The sequence below is a fragment of the Oxalicibacterium flavum genome, assembly GCF_014635065.1.
Classification (GTDB): Bacteria; Pseudomonadota; Gammaproteobacteria; order Burkholderiales; family Burkholderiaceae_D; genus Oxalicibacterium; species Oxalicibacterium flavum.
Genome location: NZ_BMCG01000003.1, coordinates 479,348 through 497,638 on the forward strand (window position 1 = coordinate 479,348; position 18,291 = coordinate 497,638).

Annotated in this window: 17 protein-coding genes; 8 read left to right on the forward strand and 9 right to left on the reverse strand. The window is 62.4% G+C overall.

All coding sequences use genetic code 11. The features are described from left to right. Positions 1 to 19: 19 nt before the first annotated feature. The gene (locus tag IEV38_RS09325) at positions 20 to 1,222 is read right to left on the reverse strand and encodes an acetylornithine transaminase (protein WP_188395903.1); all 1,203 of its coding nucleotides are present in this window, start codon (positions 1,220 to 1,222) and stop codon (positions 20 to 22) included. A 267-nt stretch (positions 1,223 to 1,489) separates the two neighbouring features. Next, the gene (locus IEV38_RS09330) at positions 1,490 to 2,527 is read right to left on the reverse strand and encodes a CDP-6-deoxy-delta-3,4-glucoseen reductase (protein WP_229728957.1); all 1,038 of its coding nucleotides are present in this window, start codon (positions 2,525 to 2,527) and stop codon (positions 1,490 to 1,492) included. Positions 2,528 to 2,539: 12 nt separating this feature from the next. Here IEV38_RS09330 and IEV38_RS09335 point away from each other — a divergent pair, with 12 nt between their 5' ends. Both IEV38_RS09335 and IEV38_RS09340 read left to right on the forward strand, forming a co-directional pair. After that, a complete protein-coding gene (locus tag IEV38_RS09335) occupies positions 2,540 to 3,424 on the forward strand; it encodes an NAD-dependent epimerase/dehydratase family protein (RefSeq protein WP_229728958.1) in 885 nt (294 codons plus the stop codon). A 515-nt stretch (positions 3,425 to 3,939) separates the two neighbouring features. Beyond that, positions 3,940 to 4,743, forward strand: a complete 804-nt coding sequence (locus tag IEV38_RS09340) for a TerC family protein (protein ID WP_188395906.1) — start codon at positions 3,940 to 3,942, stop codon at positions 4,741 to 4,743. Between the two features lie 145 nt (positions 4,744 to 4,888). Here IEV38_RS09340 and tfpB read toward each other — a convergent pair whose 3' ends face one another. From tfpB to IEV38_RS09365, 5 genes are all read right to left on the reverse strand, one after another. Then, complete coding sequence (gene tfpB / locus IEV38_RS09345) at positions 4,889 to 6,727, reverse strand: type IV pilus assembly ATPase TfpB (protein ID WP_188395907.1); 1,839 nt, start codon at positions 6,725 to 6,727, stop codon at positions 4,889 to 4,891. A gap of 71 nt (positions 6,728 to 6,798) precedes the next feature. Next, entirely contained in the window at positions 6,799 to 7,647 is an 849-nt protein-coding gene (locus IEV38_RS09350; protein WP_188395908.1) for a spermine/spermidine synthase domain-containing protein, read from the reverse strand. Positions 7,648 to 7,664: 17 nt separating this feature from the next. After that, on the reverse strand, positions 7,665 to 8,144 hold the full coding sequence (locus IEV38_RS09355) for a DNA-deoxyinosine glycosylase (RefSeq protein ID WP_371869864.1): 480 nt from the start codon (positions 8,142 to 8,144) through the stop codon (positions 7,665 to 7,667). 126 nt (positions 8,145 to 8,270) lie between these two features. Then, a complete protein-coding gene (locus tag IEV38_RS09360; protein WP_188395910.1) occupies positions 8,271 to 9,218 on the reverse strand; it encodes a pyridoxamine 5'-phosphate oxidase family protein in 948 nt (315 codons plus the stop codon). After that, on the reverse strand, positions 9,215 to 9,844 hold the full coding sequence (locus IEV38_RS09365; protein WP_188395911.1) for a glutathione S-transferase family protein: 630 nt from the start codon (positions 9,842 to 9,844) through the stop codon (positions 9,215 to 9,217). Before IEV38_RS09365 ends, IEV38_RS09360 begins: the two co-directional genes overlap by 4 nt. A 108-nt stretch (positions 9,845 to 9,952) precedes the next feature. Here IEV38_RS09365 and IEV38_RS09370 point away from each other — a divergent pair, with 108 nt between their 5' ends. The 5 genes from IEV38_RS09370 to bla all read left to right on the forward strand — a co-directional run bounded on the left by IEV38_RS09370 (position 9,953) and on the right by bla (position 13,943). Then, positions 9,953 to 10,921 (forward strand): LysR family transcriptional regulator, encoded by a 969-nt coding sequence (locus IEV38_RS09370; protein WP_188395912.1) that lies wholly within the window; start codon positions 9,953 to 9,955, stop codon positions 10,919 to 10,921. A gap of 109 nt (positions 10,922 to 11,030) precedes the next feature. Next, positions 11,031 to 11,780 carry an SDR family oxidoreductase gene (locus IEV38_RS09375; protein ID WP_188395913.1) on the forward strand — a complete coding sequence of 250 codons (750 nt, stop codon included), beginning with the start codon at positions 11,031 to 11,033 and terminating at the stop codon, positions 11,778 to 11,780. Positions 11,781 to 11,904: 124 nt separating this feature from the next. Then, positions 11,905 to 12,408, forward strand: a complete 504-nt coding sequence (locus IEV38_RS09380) for a hypothetical protein (RefSeq protein ID WP_188395914.1) — start codon at positions 11,905 to 11,907, stop codon at positions 12,406 to 12,408. A gap of 105 nt (positions 12,409 to 12,513) precedes the next feature. Next, positions 12,514 to 13,032 carry a DUF2059 domain-containing protein gene (locus IEV38_RS09385; RefSeq protein ID WP_188395915.1) on the forward strand — a complete coding sequence of 173 codons (519 nt, stop codon included), beginning with the start codon at positions 12,514 to 12,516 and terminating at the stop codon, positions 13,030 to 13,032. Between the two features lie 86 nt (positions 13,033 to 13,118). After that, complete coding sequence (bla, locus tag IEV38_RS09390) at positions 13,119 to 13,943, forward strand: class A beta-lactamase (protein WP_188396125.1); 825 nt, start codon at positions 13,119 to 13,121, stop codon at positions 13,941 to 13,943. Positions 13,944 to 14,006: 63 nt separating this feature from the next. Here the strand turns inward: bla and htpG are convergent, their stop codons facing one another. Further along, positions 14,007 to 15,920, reverse strand: coding sequence for a molecular chaperone HtpG (gene htpG, locus IEV38_RS09395; RefSeq protein WP_188395916.1), 1,914 nt, complete (start codon positions 15,918 to 15,920; stop codon positions 14,007 to 14,009). Between the two features lie 160 nt (positions 15,921 to 16,080). Then, entirely contained in the window at positions 16,081 to 17,541 is a 1,461-nt protein-coding gene (locus IEV38_RS09400) for an aminotransferase-like domain-containing protein (protein ID WP_188395917.1), read from the reverse strand. 112 nt (positions 17,542 to 17,653) lie between these two features. Between IEV38_RS09400 and IEV38_RS09405 the strand changes: the two genes are divergently transcribed. Continuing rightward, complete coding sequence (locus IEV38_RS09405; protein WP_188395918.1) at positions 17,654 to 18,244, forward strand: LysE family translocator; 591 nt, start codon at positions 17,654 to 17,656, stop codon at positions 18,242 to 18,244. The last annotated feature ends 47 nt before the right edge of the window (positions 18,245 to 18,291 follow it).

Sequence of the window (18,291 nt, forward strand, 5' to 3'; positions counted from 1 at the left end):
GGCTCCGGCCCCTGCATCGTCAGTGGCCCAGCGAGGTCAGCACGTCGGACAGCAGCGCCAGCATCTGGTCGAGTTCTTCCTTGCTGACGTTGAGCGACGGCATGAAGCGCAGCAGGTCCGGGCGGGGCGAGTTGAGCAGCAGGCCGAAGGGCTCGAGGTCGCGTGCGCGATCGACGATCTGCGGGCCGATGTCCTTGCCGAGCTGCAGTGCACGCAGCAGGCCTTCGCCACGTTCGCCGGCCAGGCCGTGCTTGTCCGACAGCTTGAGCAGTTCCTGGCTCAGGTAGGCGCCCTTGTCCTTGACCGATTGCAGGAAACCCGGCGCCAGCAGTTCGCGCGCGATGGCGACGCCGACCGCGGTCATGACCGGGTTGCCGTTGTAGGTGCCGCCCTGTTCGCCGGCTTCGAAGACGGCGACTTCCTCGCGCGCCAGCAGCGCTGCCAGCGGCACGCCGCCGCCGATGCCCTTGCCGAGCGTCATGATGTCGGGCTCGATGCCGGACAACTGGTAGGCGAACAGGTCGCCGCAGCGGCCCATTCCGGTCTGTACTTCATCGACGATCAGCAGCAGGTTGCGCTCCTTCGTCAGCGTGCGCAGTGCCTGCATGAATTCGCGCGTGGCGGGGATCACGCCGGCTTCGCCCTGCACCGGTTCCAGCATGACGGCCACGGTCTTGTCGGTGATGAGCTTCTCGACGCTGGCGATGTCGTTGAGCACGGCCTTGTGGAAGCCCGGCACCTGCGGCGCGAAGATGGTGTCCCAGCCGGCCTTGCCGCTGGCCGACATGGCGGCGATGGTGCGGCCGTGGAAGCTGTGGTCGAAGGTGATGATCTCGTAGCGGTTCTCGCCGGCGGCGTTCTTGTTGACCTTGCCCCATTTGCGCGCAAGTTTGAAGGCACCTTCGTTGGCTTCTGCGCCGCTGTTGGCGAAGAACACGCGGTCGAAGCAGGAGTTGTCGGTCAGCAGCCTGGCCAGTTCAATCGACGGTTCGTTATAGAAAGCCGGCGACGGATTGATCAGCTTCTTCGATTGCGCTGCCAGCGCATCGTGGATGCATTGCGGCGAGTGGCCGAGGCAGTTGACGGCCCAGCCCTGCAGGTAGTCGAGGTAGCGCTTGCCGTTATTGTCGGTCAGCCACATGCCGTCGCCCTCCACGAAAACGAGCGGCGGACGGTTGGTGATGACCATCAGTTTATCGACGGCATACTGGCTGAATTCCATTGCGGGTGCTCCTGAGCGAAAGATGACGATTGGATGACAAAGCGCCGTGATTGTTCGCGACGCGTGAAACAAAAACAGACAAACAGTAAACGAAAAAAAAGCCACAGGATGCTCCTGTGGCTCGATGATCGGCAAAAGCCTAGGCGCAGGGCATCCGGTGTGGCGGGATGGCGCGGCGTCGCAAGGCTTGGGCGGTCGATTTCATGCGGAAATAGTAAGGCGTTTTGCCGCGAGCGTCAAAACCTTTCGTGGACGCGGGCCTTGGCGTTAGCCGATCATGCCCTTGTGCAGATCCGCTTCCGAGGTGAAGGCGTCGGCATAGAATTCGTCGCGCGGCAGGCCGCAGACCTTGCTGAAATCGTCCTGGGCTGCTTCCACCATGGCTGGCGTGCCGCAGGCATAGACCTGGTGGCCGGACAGGTCGGGCAGGTCTTCCATCACGGCACGGTGCACGAAGCCGGTACGGCCCTGCCAGCCGTCTTCCGGCAGCGCGTGCGAGATCACCGGCACGTAGCGGAAGTGCGGCAACGTGCGCGCCCACTCCTCGCACAGCGCGTGCATGTAGAGGTCGCGCGGGCGGCGGCCACCCCAGTACAGCAGCATCGGTCGTTCGCTGCGTTCGTAGATGGCTTGCTCGACGATGGCCTTGATCGGCGCGAAGCCGGTGCCGGACGCCAGCAGCACCATCGGCTTGCGCGAATCCTCGCGCAGGAAGAAGGTACCCTGCGGTCCCTCGAAGCGCAGGATCTCGCGTTCCTTCATGACGTTGAATACGTGATCGGTGAACAGTCCGCCGGGCATGTGGCGGATGTGCAGCGTCAGGTGTTCGTCGGAATGTGGTGCGTTGGCCAGGCTGTAGCTGCGGCGCTTGCCATCCTTCAGCAGGAATTCGATGTACTGGCCGGCGCGGTACTGCAGGCGTTCGTTGGCCGGCAGCTGCAGCGACAGTACCATCACGTCCTCGCCGATCCGTTCCATCTTCACCACGCGCGACGGCAGCTTCTTGGTCGGGAATTCACCTACGCCGAGCACCTCGCGCGATTCAATGACGAGATCGGTATAGGGTTTGGCGCAGCAGAACAGGGCGAAGCCCTTGGCTTCGTCGGCGGCCGACAGCGCGCGCTCCTGATGTGGGCCGTGATGCACGTCGCCTTCGAGGACGCTGCCGCGGCAGGTGCTGCAGGCGCCGTTCTTGCAGCCGTAGGGCAGGCCGATGCCGGCGCGGATCGCGGCATTCAAAATGGTTTCGTCGGCTTCGCAGGGAAACTGCCGGCCGCTGGGCTTAACGGTAACTTGGAACGTCATACAATCCTGAACATGCAAACTCATTACAACCATGCGGGACACGCGCTCGGCAAGCCGCGCCTGCTGATAATCGGCTGCGGCGACGTCGGCCTGCGCATCGTGGCGCTGCTGCGCGGTCGCTACCGCATCTTTGCCGTGACCACGCAGCGCGAACGCATGCAGACGCTGCGCGATGCCGGGGCGATTCCGCTGCTGGCCGATCTGGACCGGCCGGCCACGCTGGCGCGCCTGGCGCAGCTGGCACCGACGGTCCTGCATCTGGCGCCGCCGCAGCCGGAAGGCGCGATCGATCGCCGCACCCGCCACGTGACCGCCATTCTACCCGAGCGCACCACGCTGGTTTATGTCAGCACCTCGGGCGTCTATGGCGATTGCGGCGGCGCGCTGGTGGACGAGACGCGTCCCGTTCAGCCGCGCAATGCGCGCGCGGTGCGCCGTGTTGACGCTGAACGCTCCCTGCGTGCCTGGGCGCGCCGCTCCGGTTCGCGGCTGGCGATCGTGCGCGTGCCCGGCATCTATGCCGGCGACCGCCTGCCGCTGGAACGCCTGCAGAAGGGGATTCCGGCGCTGGCTGAAGCGGACGACGTGCATACTAACCACATCCACGCCGACGATCTGGCGCGCACTGTGGTGGCCGCCATGCGGCGCCTGCAGCCACAGCGCATCTATCACGCCGTTGACGATTCGGACATGAAGATGGCCGACTACTTCGATGCAGTGGCCGATGCCCACCGTCTGCCGCGCCCGCCGCGCCTGCCGCGCGACCAGTTGCAGGCGCAGGTCACGCCGGCCATGTGGTCCTTCCTGACGGAGTCCCGCCGTCTTTCCAATCGCCGCCTCAAGACCGAGCTTGGGGTGCGCCTTCAATATCCTACCGTGGCAGACGGTTTGGCCTGATTTTCTTTTCTTATCGTTAAATAGGTGTTAAATGCACGCCGTCTTTTGGTGCAAAATTCTCGATATATTGCAATTTGGTAATTCATCGCGAAAATCTGTGTTTTATTCAAAAAGATTGTGCGATGACGTACTTCCAGCAGTATTTTTTGATCGTAAAGTCATTGTTTCTAAATGATTTTTTAAAGAATGAGCAGGTGCGGCGATCTGCTCTTAAAAAGTAGCCTGTATCGGTTTTTCCTGCATCCGATCGAGTGATAATTCGGTTTTTACGTATGAAAATGACGCTAAATTCGATTTTGCACGTGGTTAAGATTCCGTTAGAGTGTGCTCCACCTACCCATCAGAGGAGCACAACAAAAAGGACAGCGATGTAGAACAGGAGCCATTACCCGGATCGCATGAAAACGCCGGTTGCCGTTCACCTCCGGGCAATCGTCAGATAAACGTGCTGGCAGGCAAGTCCCTCCAGTTGCCGGATGTGCACAGGTGCGCATTCAACTCACTTCGAGAGAATTATGGAATTTTTACAAGTCTTTACTACGCCGGAGGCATGGATCGCACTGGCAACCCTGACGATGCTGGAGATTGTGCTCGGCGTCGATAACATCATCTTCATTTCCGTGCTGGTTGACCGTCTGCCCAAGCACCAGCAGCAACGCGGCCGCATCATCGGTCTGGGCCTGGCGATGGGTACCCGTATCCTGCTGCTGCTGAGCTTGTCCTGGATGATGGGACTGGTGGAGCCGATCTTCACGCTTGGCAGCATGGGCTTCTCGGGGCGCGACCTGATCCTGTTCTTCGGTGGCTTGTTCCTGCTCTACAAGGCGCTGGTCGAGATCAAGGAATTGATGTCCGGCAGTCACGAAGAAGAGGAAGAAAAAGGCGGCGCTGCAGTCAAGAAAGCCACCTTCGGTATGGTTCTCCTGCAGATCGCCATCATCGACATCGTGTTCTCGCTCGATTCGGTCATCACGGCAGTGGGCATGGTCAAGGAAGTCGAGATCATGATCGTCGCCATCATGATCGCCGTCGGTATCATGATGTTCTCGGCCAAGGCCATCGGCGAGTTCGTCAACAAGTACCCGAGCATCAAGATGCTGGCGTTGTGCTTCCTGGTCATCGTCGGTGCGGTGCTGATCGCCGAAAGCCTCGAGTTCCATATCCCGAAAGGCTACATCTACGGTGCAATGGGCTTCTCGCTGATCGTCGAACTGTGCAACATCCGCATGCGTCGCAAACATGAGCTGTCGATTTGCGATGTCCGCGAAGAGGACTTGCCGGCAGGCGCCAAGCCTGGCCAAGAGCCGGTCAATGTCTGATCGAGTGGGAGACTGTTTCGACAGTCTCTCCGGAGTGGGCGGTGAAACCGCATCGCGCTGAAATCAAAAAAGGAACCTTCGGGTTCCTTTTTTGTTTGGGGTGCGACGCGGCCAGGTGCGGCGGATGGTGTCAGGTCAACACATGTCAGGTCAAGGCAGACGTCACCTTCAGCACTTCTTCCACGGTGGTGGTGCCTTCCACGATCTTCAGCGCGCCGGCCAGGCGCAGCGGCTTCATGCCGTCGGCAATGCTTTGTTTGCGCAGGGCATGGATGTCGGTTTCGGCCTGGATCATTTTCGAGAAAGGCTGGCTGACCGTCAGCAGTTCGTACAGGCCGGTGCGGCCGCGATAGCCGGTCTGGCGGCATTCGGGGCAGCCGACCGGACGATAGATGGTGGCCGGTTTGGGAATGTCCCAGTCTTCCACCAGGCTGTGCCAGACCTCGTTGCTGATTTCGCCATCGGGCGACTTGCAATGCACGCACAGGGTGCGCGTCAGGCGTTGCGCCATGATGCCGATCAGCGTGGATTCCAGCAGGTAGTAGGGCACGCCGAGTTCGAGCAGTCGCATCACGGCGGACGGCGCGTCGTTGGTGTGCAGCGTCGATAGCACGAGGTGGCCGGTCAATGCGGCCTGGATCGCCATCTCGGCGGTTTCCAGATCGCGGATCTCGCCGACCATGATGATGTCCGGGTCCTGCCGCATCAGTGCGCGCACGCCATCGGCGAACGAAAGGTCGATGCCGTGCTGTACCTGCATCTGGTTGAACGAGCCTTCGACCATTTCGATCGGGTCCTCGACCGTGCAGACGTTGACTTCGCTGGTCGCCAGCGCCTTGAGCGTGGTGTAGAGCGTGGTGGTCTTGCCCGAGCCGGTCGGGCCGGTGACGAGGATGATGCCGTGCGGCCGCGTGGTGAGCTGGTCCCAGCGCGCCGCGTCGTCGGGTGGAAAGCCGAGTTCCGGCAGCGACTTGACCACCACGTCCGGATCGAAGATGCGCATCACGAGCTTTTCGCCGAAGGCGGTCGGCAGGGTGGACAGGCGCAGTTCGATTTCCTCGCCGCTGTTGGTGCGGGTCTTGATGCGGCCGTCCTGCGGACGGCGTTTTTCGATCACGTCCATGCGGCCCAGCAGCTTGATGCGCGCGGTCATCGCGATCATCACGGTCGGCGGCACCTGATAGACCTGATGCAGCACGCCGTCGATGCGGAAGCGGATCGCGCAGAGTTCTCGCTTGGGTTCGAGGTGGATGTCGGAGGCGCGTTGCTCGAACGCATACTGCCAGAGCCAGTCGACGATGTTGATGATGTGCTGGTCGTTGGCGTCGACCTGCTTGTGGTTGCCGAGCTCGACCAGTTGTTCGAAGTTGCTGCGCAGCGCGGCATCCTGGCCGTTCTGCTGTTTGGCGCCCTTGATCGATTTGGCGAGCGCAAAGAACTGCGTCGTGTATTGCGCGATGTCGAGCGGGTTGGCGATCACCAGCTTCACCGAGCGGCGGCTGATCTTGGCGATCTCGGCTTCCCATTCGGTGGCGAAGGGTTCGCAGGTGGCGACCACCAGTTCGTTGGTCGTCATCTCGACCGGCAGGATATGGAAGCGCGTCGCATAGGACGACGACATGACGTCGGCCACGCGCGTGAAATCGATCTTGAGCGGGTCGATGCGGAAGAAGGGCAGCTTGACCTTGCCGGCCAGCCATTCGGTCAGCCAGTCGAGCGTCAGCGGACGATGCGGCGGCGCGGCGGACTTGAGCTTGCACTGCGCGACCGCCACCAGCGGATGCATGGCGACGCTCGCATTCTTGTGCAGCACCTGTGCCTGCGTATAGAGCGACTTGACCTCGTCCTTGGCGACGATGCCATCCGCCAGCAGCCAGCTGAAGATGGTCTGAAGGTCCAGCCGCTGCGGGCCGGAGCGCGCCTTGGGCTGCAGGGCAGGTTTGTCGGCGGCGGTGGGTTGTGAAGCTGCGGAGGCGGCGGGCATGTCAGGAACCGGAAGTCGACAATGCCGTCGATGCTATCACAGCCTTTCGCGCGTTCCGGCGCAGTGTTGCGCTATTGCTGCGTCTGCCAGGACTTGATGCCGTTGACCCAGGATTTGGCCGGCAGCCGGGTGGCCTCCTTGATCTGCGCGGCGCGTTCGTAGAGCGCGGGGAAGTCGAGTGTCGGCGTTCGATTGAAGGCGATCGCGATGACGTTGCCATCGTGGACCTCGGGCAGCGAGATCACGGTGTCGAAGGCATAGTGCATCGCGCTCAGGTTCTTTGCATAGCTCGGATGGTCACCGAACAGGTTGACGGTCATGATGCCGTCCGGCGTCAGGCAGGCGGCGCACGCCTTGTAGAACTCTGGCGTGTCGAGCACCGGGCCGCGCGCGGTGGCGTCGTAGAGGTCAACCTGCAGCGCATCGATGGTGCCGTGGTGTTCCGCGTCGTTGACGTAGTCCAGCGCATCCATCTCGATCACGTTGAGCCGCTCGTCGTTGGGTGGCAGCTTGAACATGGAGGCGCAGATCGCCAGCACGGCGGGATTCAGTTCGACCGCCGTTACGCGTGTCTCGGGAAAGCGGCGATAGGCGAACTTGGTCAGTGCGCCGGTGCCCAGCCCAAGCTGCACGATGTGGCGCGGCTGGTCGTTGAACAGCATCCACGCCATCATCTGCTGCGCGTATTCGAGCTCGATCCAGTCCGGTTTGCTGATGCGCATCGCGCCCTGTACCCACTCGGTGCCGAAATGCAGGTAGCGCACGCCGAACTGTTCGGACAGCGTGACCGGCGCATAGCGCGGCTTGCGCGGCTGCGGCGTCGCCAGTTGCTTGAGGCTGGACAGCGTGGCGGTCTTCTTGCGGGCGGGGCCGGCCTTGGAGTTGGCGTCGGCTTCGATGGATTTGCGTTTGATCAGCATGAATCGTTTCAGGAATGTCAGGGTTGCGCGATGATACCGCGCCAGTGGACGAGCTTCTGCTCGAAGCGCATCACGGCGTAGGCAGGCGAGGACGAGGGCAGCACCAGCGTGTCGAACCCGGCTTTGGCGAACAGCGGCGCCTGTTTGCCCGAGGTCTTGCCGTTGAAACAGACGCGGCGCAGCGCCGGGCATTGCCTGCGCAGGGGCGCGAAATCGTTGTGCTGCGCGTGGCGGATCGCACTGTCCAGGCTGCCTTCGCGCGCGCAGGCGGCGATCACGTCCCACAGGCCGATGCGGTGCGCCTTCAGACGAAGCAGCCGCTCGGCATACGGCAGCGCGACGAGGTCTTTGTCGAACACGGCCGACAGCAGGCGCCAGAACTGGTTTTGCGGGTGTGCGTAGTATTGTTGCGCAGCCAGCGAGGCTTCGCCGGGGAAGCTGCCGAGGATCAGGATTTCGGTATGGCGGTCGACGACCGGCGCAAAGCAGGTCAGCAGCGCGGATGACGCAGTGGAAGACATGCGCCCATTTTAATGGGTAAATGCGTGGCGAATGCGCGGCCGGCAGACGGCGAGAAAACGGCGAAGCACATGATGTCGGTTCGGCCGGCCTGGATGGCGGCCTTACGCCATGTTCACCGGCCAGATTCCCGTCGCTTCCGTGGTCGGAGCAAATTCCGTCAATCGCCAACGCAGCGGGACCGCATGTCGTGCATGCCAGCCGCGTTCGACGTGAAAACGCCATAGGCGTTGCGCGCCGGCGAGCTGCGCCGTTTCGTCCGCGTCCCACAGCACTTCCGATCTGCCCTGCAGGTGCAGGACGTCCCCATTGGTAAAGTCGACGATCAGGAGCGCCGTGCGCGGATCGAGCAGCATGTTGCCCAGCGTATTGAAATAGCGATTGCCGACGAAATCCGGAATCGTCAGCGTGTTGCCGTCGATGCGAATGAAGCCGGGTCGGCCGCCCTTGTGCGAGATGTCGATGCCACCGTTCTCCATCGCATGCGCGCCGCTGCCGGTTGCGACAAAAAAAGTGTCGGCATGCGCGATCATCGCGCGCGCACGATTGTCGAGCTCGAGAAACGATTGCGCGGCCCCGGCAGGCATGTCTGGCGTTCCGGTGTCTTCAAGCTCGCGAACCTGTATGTATTTCGGACAATTGCCGAAGGATTGCGTGACGTCCAGCCGCATGCTGCCGCCATCGGACTGGCGGATCACGCCGTTGACGCGATTGCGCCGCCGCGTGTTCAGGTCGATGCCCAGCATGCCGATGGGCTGACCTGCGTGCAGCAGCGACTTGAAGCTGTCGAGCCAGACCGCGTTGCGATCGATGTGCAGGCTGTTTGCCGCATCAGACGCAATGAAGCCGGGTCGGCCGGTCACGATGGAGGCCACCGGCCAGCCATCGCCGTCGATGGTGGCAACCAGCAGGTAACGCAGCATTGCGAAGAAGCTGCGATGCTGCTCCGGCATCGCAGCGCGAATCGCGAAGCCGGGCGGCCCGCCGCCGGCCAGCCGCTGCGCGCGCAGCTCTCCCGCATGGAAGGGCGCGTCCCTGATCGGGATGATCATGCGGCCTCCGGAATCCGCGAAGCGGGCATCGGGACGAATCGCGGCAATGCTTCGACGCGTGCGAGCCATGCTTCGATGGCAGGATAGGGTGCCAGCGAAATGCGTCCTTCCGCTGCGTGTGCAATGTAGGAGTAGCAGGCCAAGTCGGCAATCGTCGGCTGGCTGGTGGCGAGATAGGTCCGGTTGGCGAGATGGATTTCCATCATCTGCAGCAGTCTCGACGAGATGGCGTGCGCCAGCGGCAGCGGGACTTCGCCCTGCATGTTCCACAGCACGGTCATGCGCGCACTTGCGGGGCCGTGTCGCAGTTCGCCGGCCGAGATGGACAGCCAGCGCTGTGCCTCGGCGGCCTGCAGCGCATCGTCGGGCAGCCAGCCGCTGTCCGGCGCGTAGCGCTTGACGAGGTAAACCAGGATCGCGTTGCTGTCCGGGATGACGTGCTCGCCATCCACCAGCACCGGGATCTTTCCGAGCGGGTTCAAGGCCAGGAACTCGGCACTGGCGCGGACGGCAGCGCCGGCTTCGATGTATTCGAACGGCAGGTCCAGCATCCGCAGCATGAGTTCGACGCGGTGGCAGTGGCCGGAAAGCCGGGTGCCATGAAGTGCAAGGGCGGAGGTGGTCATGGAAGATTCCTTTGGGTTGACGAAGAGTGAATTCATCATAGGTATTCCACTTGGTGATGTAAATTATTGAAAATTGCAATTCAATATTTTGAAAATTGGAATAATCCCATGGATCGTCTGGATGAATTCGAGGTGTTTCTCGCCATACTGGATACCGGCAGCATGGTCGGCGCGAGCCGCAAGCTCGGGCGTTCCGCGCCGGCCGTCACGCGTTTGCTGGCGTCGCTGGAAGAGCGCGTCGGCATGCGCCTGCTGGAGCGCACGACGCGCAATCTGGCGGCGACCGAGGCCGGGCTGCGGCTTGCGGCGCAGGCGCGCCAGGTCCTCGCCCTGTACGACGCCGCGGTGGTCGACGATGCGACCTCTCCCATGCGCGGCAAGCTGCGCGTGACGGCGCCGATGGTGTTCGGCCGGCGGCACGTCGCACCCGTGGTCAACAGCTATCTCGACATGTATCCGGAGATGCAGGTGGAGATGGTCATGAGCGACCGCAATCTCGATCTGATCGAGGAAGGACTGGATTTTGCGGTGCGTATCGGACACCTGGCCGATGCCAGCCTGGTGGCGCGTCAGGTCGGCATGGTCGGCAGGCTGCTGGTCGCGAGTCCCGAATATCTGGCACGGCGCGGCACACCGCAGACGCCGCACGAATTGCCCCAGCACGATGTCATCTTCACCTCGGAACGTCTGAAGGCCATCGAATGGCGCTTCCGGCAGGAAGGACGCGAACGCACCGTGCAACTGACGCCACGCCTGACCGTCAATGAAATCGATGCGGCCCTGCTGGCGGCAAAGGCGGGGCGCGGCATCACGCGCGCATTGTCGTACCAGGTTGCCGACGATCTGGCTGCCGGCGTGCTGGTGCGGCTGTTGCCGGATTACGAGGCGGCGCCGCTGCCGGTGCAGCTCGTCGTCAATGGCACGCGCCACATGGCGCCCAAGGTGCGCGCCTTCCTGGATCACGCGGTGGCGCAACTCGGCGCGCTGAGCGTGATCCAGCAGCCGCAGTTTGCCGGGCCCTCGACACGCGCAAGGCCGTCGCGGAAGCGGAATGCGAAAGGCGGCGCATCCGCGTGAACGACGAGCCGGTGCGCGGCGATCGGATAGAATCGATCGCATCACAACAGTTTGTCCAGGGCGGCCCGGCATTGTCCGGCTTCGCCCTGGCAACACGGCAGGAGGGGACATGGAAGCGAAGATCATGCTGATCACCGGCGGCAGCCGCGGCATCGGTTCGGCGATTGCGGAACTGGCTGCGGCAGAAGGCTATGCCGTCTGCTTCAGCTACAAGAGCAACCGGGAGGCTGCGGATGCGGTGGTCGAGCGCATTGTCGGCAATGGCGGGCAGGCGCTGGCGGTGCAGGCGGACGTTGCCGTGGAAGACGACATCCTGCGCCTGTTCGAGGCAAGCGACCGTCGTTTCGGTCCATTGACGGTACTGGTCAACAACGCCGGCATTCTCGAAAAACAGATGCGCGTCGAGCAGATGGATGCGGCGCGCATGCAGCGCATCTTCACCACCAACGTCGTCGGCAGTTTTCTTTGCGCGCGCGAGGCGGTGCGGCGCATGTCCACCGCGCATGGCGGCAAGGGCGGGGCTATCGTCAATATCTCGTCGATCGCGGCGCGCGCCGGCGGTCCGGGCGAGTACGTCGATTACGCAGCTTCCAAGGGCGCGATCGATACGCTGACCGTCGGCCTGGCGAAGGAAGTCGCGACCGAGGGCATACGCGTCAACGGCGTGCGGCCCGGCGTGATCTATACCGATATCCACGCCAGCGGCGGCGAGCCGGGGCGTGTCGATCGCGTCAAGGTCAATGTGCCGATGCAGCGCGGCGGCCAGCCGCAGGAAATCGCCGAAGCCGTGCTGTGGCTGGCGTCCGGCAAGGCATCCTACGTGACCGGCACCCTGATCGACGTCACGGGCGGGCGCTAGGCTATGCGCGCTGGCGCACAGTAGGCTTGGCGCCGAGCCGGTAATCTGCTGTCGGACTGCGCCCGGCGACTTTTCCTGGTCGCATATTGTGTGATGCCCATGCCGGCCAGCGAAAAGGTGAGCCATGAAAACCGTTCTGAAAGTCTTTCAATGGGTGCACGGCCTGATGGCATTGCTGTTCGCCAGCGCCGCCTTGCTGCTGATCGCCATCTCCGCGCGCATGGGATGGCAGGCGGCACTCGGCGGTTTCGATGCCGGTGCGGCGCAGATCATCATCGAAGCGGTCGGTCTGCTGGCGGCAGCCGTGGTCGCCTTGCAGATTGCCGAAACCATCGTCGAGGAAGAAGTCGTGCGCGATGCCGATATCAGCGCGCCGACGCGGGTGAGGCGTTTCCTCTCGCGGTTCTTCGTGGTGGTCATCGTTGCGCTGGCCATCGAAGGCCTGGTCGCCACATTCAAGGCCCTGCATGATGATCCGTCTCAGCTTCCCTATGCGGCCAGCATTCTGCTTGCCACGGCATTTCTGCTCGCAGCGTGGGGCGTCTTCGTCTATTTCAACCGCAAGGTGGAAGAGCTCGAACCAGAGGCGATGGAAGAAGCCAAGAGCGAGGATCACAAGCTGAAGTGAGGCCGCCGCAGCGTGCCCATTACCTTGTTGCCGGTGCGGCATATCGGGTTGCGCAGCCTTTCCGTGGGTAAAATGCCTTTCTTTTCCTTGCCATGGAGTCATGCCATGAAATACCTGATCGCCATTCTTGCCGCGCTTTCCCTGTCCCATTCGGCATGGGCGCAGGCCCCGTCTCCGGCCTCGATCGAAAAGCTGCTGAACGTTACCCAGTCCGACAAGATCGTGGATCAGGTGCTGGCGAACCTGGATGGCTTCATGCAGAACATGGTCAATCAGACGGTCCAGCAGAACAAGATGGATGAAGAAGGGCGCCAGATCATGGAGAACTTCATGAAGCGCATGGCCGGCATCATGAAGGACGAATTGAGCTGGGAGAAGACCAAGCCCATCTACGTACAGGTCTATCGCGAGAACTTCACCCAGAAGGAAGTCGATGATCTGCTGGTCTTCTATGCGACACCGACCGGACAGGCCTTGATCGAGAAGATGCCGGTGGTCATGCACAAGTCGATGGAACTGACGCAGGCACGCATCGGCCCGATGATGCAGCGCATGCAAACGGAACTGCGTGACGCCGTGGCCGAGGTCAAGGCGGCGCAGAAGAAGGACGGCGCGCAACAATGACGGTTCGCACAGATTCCATCGGCGCGACATCATCGCGCCGTTTGCTGCTGAAGGCACTCACGGTCTTTTCCCTGCTGCCTGCCGGCATGGCAAGAGCGCAGATGCCGGGTGACGATGCGTGGACCGTGCGTTTTGCGCAGCTGGAGAAGGATTTCGACGGTCGTCTCGGCCTGTGCGCAATCGACACGCGCGACGGTGCGCAATTCGGTTATCGCATGGACGAACGCTTTCCCCTGTGCAGCACCTTCAAGGCCGTGCTCGCGGCTGCGATCCTGCAACACAGCGAGCGGGTGCCGGGATTGATGGAACGGTTGGTCCGGTATGAGCAGCAGGACCTGATCGCCCATTCGCCGATCACCGGCAGGCATCTCGCCGGCGGCATGCGCGTGGCAGACCTGTGCGCCGCCACCATCCAGTACAGCGACAATGCGGCAGCCAACCTGTTGATGAAAATCCTCGGCGGGCCGGCTGCCGTGACCGCGTTCGCGCGCGACATCGGCGACGATGCGTTCCGCCTCGACCGTTGGGAAACCGAACTGAATACCGCGATCCCCGGTGACCTGCGCGATACCACCACGCCGGCAGCCATGGCGCAGAGCCTGCGCAAGCTGGTGCTGGGCGACGCGCTACCGGCGCCGCAGCGCGCCCGGCTTGCGGGCTGGTTGCGCGGCAATACCACGGGTGCCAAGCGCATCCAGGCCGGCGTGCCAGCCGATTGGCAGGTCGGCGACAAGACCGGAACCGGCGACTATGGCACTGCCAACGACGTCGCTGTGATCTGGCCGCCTGGCCGTGCGCCGATCGTGCTGACGATCTATACGACCTATGCCGGTAAAGAGGCGCAACCACGCGACGAGCTGCTGGCGGCGGCAACACGCCTTGCGGTCGAGCGGTTGTCGCCACGCAGTTGATGGCTGGCGCATGAAAAAAGCCGTGCTGTTCAGCACGGCTTTTTTTGTTGAATCAAAGGCTTACTACTTGCTTGCCAGTCCCAGCAGCATTTCGTTCAGGCGCTTGACGAAGCCGGCCGGGTCGGCGAGCGTGCCGCCTTCGGCCAGCAGGGCCTGGTCGAACAGGATGTTGGACCAGTCGTCGAAGCGCGCCTCCTCGTACTTCAGGCGTTGCACCAGCGGATGGTCGGGATTGATCTCGAGGATGGGCTTGCTGTCGGGCGCGTTCTGTCCGGCTGCCTTCAGCATGCGCAGCAGGTTGGCCGACAGTTCATGTTCCTCGGACACCAGGCAGGCCGGCGAATCGGTCAGGCGGAAGGTGATGCGGACTTCCTTGGCCTTGTCGCCGAGCGCCGTCTGCATCTTGGCGACCAGATCCTTGTACTGCTCCTCGGTTTCCTCGTGCTGCTTCTTCTCGGCCTCGTCTTCCAGCTTGCCGAGGTCGAGATCGCCCTTGGCGACCGACGACAGCTGCTTGCCGTCGAATTCCTCGAGGAAGGACAGCATCCATTCATCGACGCGGTCGGTCAGCAGCAGGACCTCGATGCCTTTCTTGCGGAAGATTTCGAGGTGCGGGCTGTTCTTCGCGGCGGCGTAGGTTTCGCCGGTGACGTAGTAAATCTTGTCCTGGCCTTCCTTCATGCGAGCGACGTAGTCGGCGAACGAGACGTTCTGCTCGTCACCGTCGTTGTGCGTAGAGGCAAAGCGCAGCAGCTTGGCGATGCGCTCCTTGTTCGTATGGTCTTCGCCGATGCCTTCCTTCAGCACCTGGCCGAACTCGGTCCAGAAGGTGCCGTACTTGTCTTTCTGTTCCTGCTCGTCGCTGTTGGCGAGTTCTTCCAGCATGCCAAGCACACGCTTGGTCGAGCCTTCACGGATGACTTTCACGTCGCGCGACTCCTGCAGGATCTCGCGCGAGACGTTCAGCGGCAGGTCGGCCGAATCGATCACGCCTTTCACGAAGCGCAGATAGACTGGCATCAGTTGCTCGGCATCGTCCATGATGAAGACGCGCTTGACGTACAGCTTGATGCCGCCGCGCTTGTTGCGGTCCCACAGGTCGAACGGCGCCTTAGCCGGAATGTAGAGCAGCTGCGTGTATTCGCTACGGCCTTCGACGCGGTTGTGGGTCCAGGTCAGTGGGTCGCCGAAGTCGTGCGAGACGTGCTTGTAGAACTCGGTATATTGCTCGGGCGTGATCTCGTTCTTGCTGCGCGCCCACAGTGCGCTGGCCTGGTTGACGGTTTCGAGCTCGTCCCTGACGACCGTTTCCTTCTTCTCCTCGTCCCACTCTTCCTTCTGCATCACGATCGGCAGCGAGATGTGGTCGGAATACTTGCGGATGACGGACTTGATCTTCCACGATGACAGGAACTCGTCCTCGCCTTCGCGCAGGTGCAGGATGATGTCGGTGCCGCGGTTCGGCTTGTCGATCGCCTCGACCGTGAAGTCGCCGGCGCCGGTGGATTCCCAGCGCACGCCTTCGTTGGCCGGCAGGCCGGCGCGGCGCGTCTCGACCGTGATGCGGTCGGCGACGATGAAGCCCGAGTAGAAGCCGACGCCGAACTGGCCGATCAGGGCCGCGTCCTTCTGCTGGTCGCCCGACAACCTGGAGAAGAATTCCTTGGTGCCCGACTTGGCGATGGTGCCCAGGTGTTCGATGGCGTCGTCGCGCGACATGCCGATGCCGTTGTCGGAAATCGTGATCGTGCGTTTTTCCTTGTCGAACGCGACCTTGATCTTCAGGTCGGGATCGTCCTCGAACAGCGCGCCGTTGTTGATCGCCTCGAAGCGCAGCTTGTCGGCGGCGTCGGAGGCATTGGAGATCAGTTCGCGCAGGAAGATTTCCTTGTTCGAGTACAAGGAGTGGATCATCAGTTGCAGCAGTTGTTTTACTTCCGCCTGGAAGCCAAGGGTTTGCTTTTCGGATGCGGCCATTTTTTCCTCAGAAATTGAATGTTGAATCGTGACATGTAGCAACGGCGGCCATGCCGTCAGGAAGTGCGCATTGTACGCATTGTATAAAACGCGCGGCGGCGGCCGGCGCCATCGGGCGCGCTTGCCATGGGCAGCTAGTTGGCGACGCGGCGACGGTTTTTCAAGACCGGCCGATTTCCCGTTCGAGAAAGCGCAGGATGCCGGGATCGGCCATGGCCGCGATGTTGAAGCGCATATGGGTTGACGGCAGCTGGCTGGGAGAAAACAGGCTGCCCGGCGCCAGCAGGAATCCTTCTTCCATGGCGCGTGCCGTCAGCGTATTGGCGTCGCAGCCGAGATCGGTCCACAGGAACATGCCGGCCGGAGGATGACTGCTCACGCGCAGGCCGATGCGTTCCAGTTGCCGCACCGTCCTGTCGCGCACGGCATCGAGTCTGCCGCGCAGGCGGTCAACGTGCTTGCGGTAATGGCCTTCCGACAGGATGCGGTAGGCCACGCGCTCGGTCATTTCGGTCGTGGTCAGGGTAGTGAGCATCTTGCGGTCGGCCAGATGGCGCGCCGTCTCCGGTGCGGCGGCGATGAAGCCGACGCGCAGGCTGGCCGCCAGCGTCTTGGAAAAGCCGCCCAGATAGATCACGCGCTGCAACTGGTCGAGCGTGGCGATGCGCGTCGCCGGCTGGACGGCGGGACCCGGATGCATGTCGCAATAGATATCGTCCTCGACGATGGTGAAGTCGTACTGTTCTGCCAGCTTGAGAACCTGGAATGCCTTGGCGGCCGACAGCGAGGTCGAGGTCGGATTGTGCAGCAGCGAGTTGATGACGAACAGCTTGGGGCGATGCAGCGCGGCCATTTCCGCCAGGCGCGCGATGTCGGGGCCGTCCGGCAGGCGCGGGATGCCGATCACGTTGGCACCGAGCATGGCGAACGAGCCGAACATCAGGAACCAGGCCGGATCGTCAACGAAGACGGTATCGCCCGGCCGGACAAGGTGGCGCGCCACCAGGTCCAGCGCCTGCGTCACGCCGGATGTGGTCACGATCTGGTCCGGCGTGGCGGCGATTTCCAGTTCGTCGAGCTTCAACTGCAGTTGCTGGCGCAGCGGCAGAAAGCCCTGCGGCTCGCCATATTGCAGCAGGTTGTGGTTCTGGCGCGCGACCGCGCGCAGGGCGTTGGCGACCAGGTCGCTGTCCAGCCATTCGTTGGGGAGCGAGCCGGCGCCCGGCATCTTCTGCGCCGGCATCTGGCGGAACATGTTGCGGACCAGCCAGACGACGTCGAGCTGCCGCGGCGCGGGCGCATGCGTGCTGGCGCTCGGCGGCACGATGGGCGTGCGCTCGCGTACGTAAAACCCCGAGCCGCGCCGCGATTCCAGCAGGCCGCTGGCGACGAGGCGATCGTAGGCTTCCACCACCGTGAAGCGGGAGACCTTGTACTGTTCCGAAAAGCGGCGGATCGATGGCATGCGCGTGCCGCTGCGCCATACCTTGTCTTCGATGCGCGCCGTCACCATGCGCACGATCTGCTCGATGAGCGACTCGCCGCTGTTGCGCGACAGGCTGGTGAGCGAGGTGCTGGCGGCCTGGTTGCCGAGTGCGGAGGATGAATCTGTATTGGTCATATCGCCATAACAGTCTGTAATCAATTTTTAAAGTGTATCGGTACTGTACTGGTTTTGTCCATTACGATGCCTGCCATGCCATCCATTTGCGGTGGCCTTTTCCGATCACGCCATGCAATCGCTGCTGCCCTTCATCCTTTTTGCCTTTGTCTCGTCGGTCACGCCGGGGCCGAACAACATCATGCTGACTTCGTCCGGCATCCGCTTCGGCTTCCGACGGACTTTCCCGCACATGCTGGGCATCTCGTTCGGATTCGCGACCTTGATTGCGATCTGTGCGATCGGCGTCGGCAGCGTGATCATTGCGCTGCCGGCGGCGCATACGACGTTGAAGGTTGTCGGCTCTGGCTATCTGGTCTGGCTGGCGTGGCAGTTGCGCGGCATGGCATTCGATCGCGAGGCCGAGGCGCAAGCGCGTCCAATGTCGTTTTTCGGCGCAGCCTTGTTCCAGTTCGCCAATCCAAAGGCATGGGTGATGGGCATTACAGGTGCTTCCGCCTTCCTGCCGCCGGTGCAACCGGTCGCGCTGGCAATCCTGCTGTTTTGCGGCATCTTTGTTCTGGTCGGCTTTCCTTGCTTGATGCTGTGGGCGGGAGCAGGCGCCGTGCTGCGCCGATATCTGACGCAACGCAAATGGCAATTGCTGTTCTGCGGCGTGATGATCGTGCTGACGCTGTATTCGGCGTTGGCAATCTGGCTGTAACAGGGGGGAGTGGCGGAAGGCTCTTGAAGGAGTTGAATATTCTTCTC

What these genes read in the sequence shown, in the direction of transcription:
- IEV38_RS09325 (WP_188395903.1), bottom strand. Translation starts at nt 1,222, where the DNA reads ATGGAATTCAGCCAGTATGCCGTCGATAAACTGATGGTCATCACCAAC.
- IEV38_RS09330 (WP_229728957.1), bottom strand. Translation starts at nt 2,527, where the DNA reads ATGACGTTCCAAGTTACCGTTAAGCCCAGCGGCCGGCAGTTTCCCTGC.
- IEV38_RS09335 (WP_229728958.1), top strand. Translation starts at nt 2,540, where the DNA reads ATGCAAACTCATTACAACCATGCGGGACACGCGCTCGGCAAGCCGCGC.
- IEV38_RS09340 (WP_188395906.1), top strand. Translation starts at nt 3,940, where the DNA reads ATGGAATTTTTACAAGTCTTTACTACGCCGGAGGCATGGATCGCACTG.
- tfpB (WP_188395907.1), bottom strand. Translation starts at nt 6,727, where the DNA reads ATGCCCGCCGCCTCCGCAGCTTCACAACCCACCGCCGCCGACAAACCT.
- IEV38_RS09350 (WP_188395908.1), bottom strand. Translation starts at nt 7,647, where the DNA reads ATGCTGATCAAACGCAAATCCATCGAAGCCGACGCCAACTCCAAGGCC.
- IEV38_RS09360 (WP_188395910.1), bottom strand. Translation starts at nt 9,218, where the DNA reads ATGATCATCCCGATCAGGGACGCGCCCTTCCATGCGGGAGAGCTGCGC.
- IEV38_RS09365 (WP_188395911.1), bottom strand. Translation starts at nt 9,844, where the DNA reads ATGACCACCTCCGCCCTTGCACTTCATGGCACCCGGCTTTCCGGCCAC.
- IEV38_RS09370 (WP_188395912.1), top strand. Translation starts at nt 9,953, where the DNA reads ATGGATCGTCTGGATGAATTCGAGGTGTTTCTCGCCATACTGGATACC.
- IEV38_RS09375 (WP_188395913.1), top strand. Translation starts at nt 11,031, where the DNA reads ATGGAAGCGAAGATCATGCTGATCACCGGCGGCAGCCGCGGCATCGGT.
- IEV38_RS09380 (WP_188395914.1), top strand. Translation starts at nt 11,905, where the DNA reads ATGAAAACCGTTCTGAAAGTCTTTCAATGGGTGCACGGCCTGATGGCA.
- IEV38_RS09385 (WP_188395915.1), top strand. Translation starts at nt 12,514, where the DNA reads ATGAAATACCTGATCGCCATTCTTGCCGCGCTTTCCCTGTCCCATTCG.
- bla (WP_188396125.1), top strand. Translation starts at nt 13,119, where the DNA reads ATGGCAAGAGCGCAGATGCCGGGTGACGATGCGTGGACCGTGCGTTTT.
- htpG (WP_188395916.1), bottom strand. Translation starts at nt 15,920, where the DNA reads ATGGCCGCATCCGAAAAGCAAACCCTTGGCTTCCAGGCGGAAGTAAAA.
- IEV38_RS09400 (WP_188395917.1), bottom strand. Translation starts at nt 17,541, where the DNA reads ATGACCAATACAGATTCATCCTCCGCACTCGGCAACCAGGCCGCCAGC.
- IEV38_RS09405 (WP_188395918.1), top strand. Translation starts at nt 17,654, where the DNA reads ATGCAATCGCTGCTGCCCTTCATCCTTTTTGCCTTTGTCTCGTCGGTC.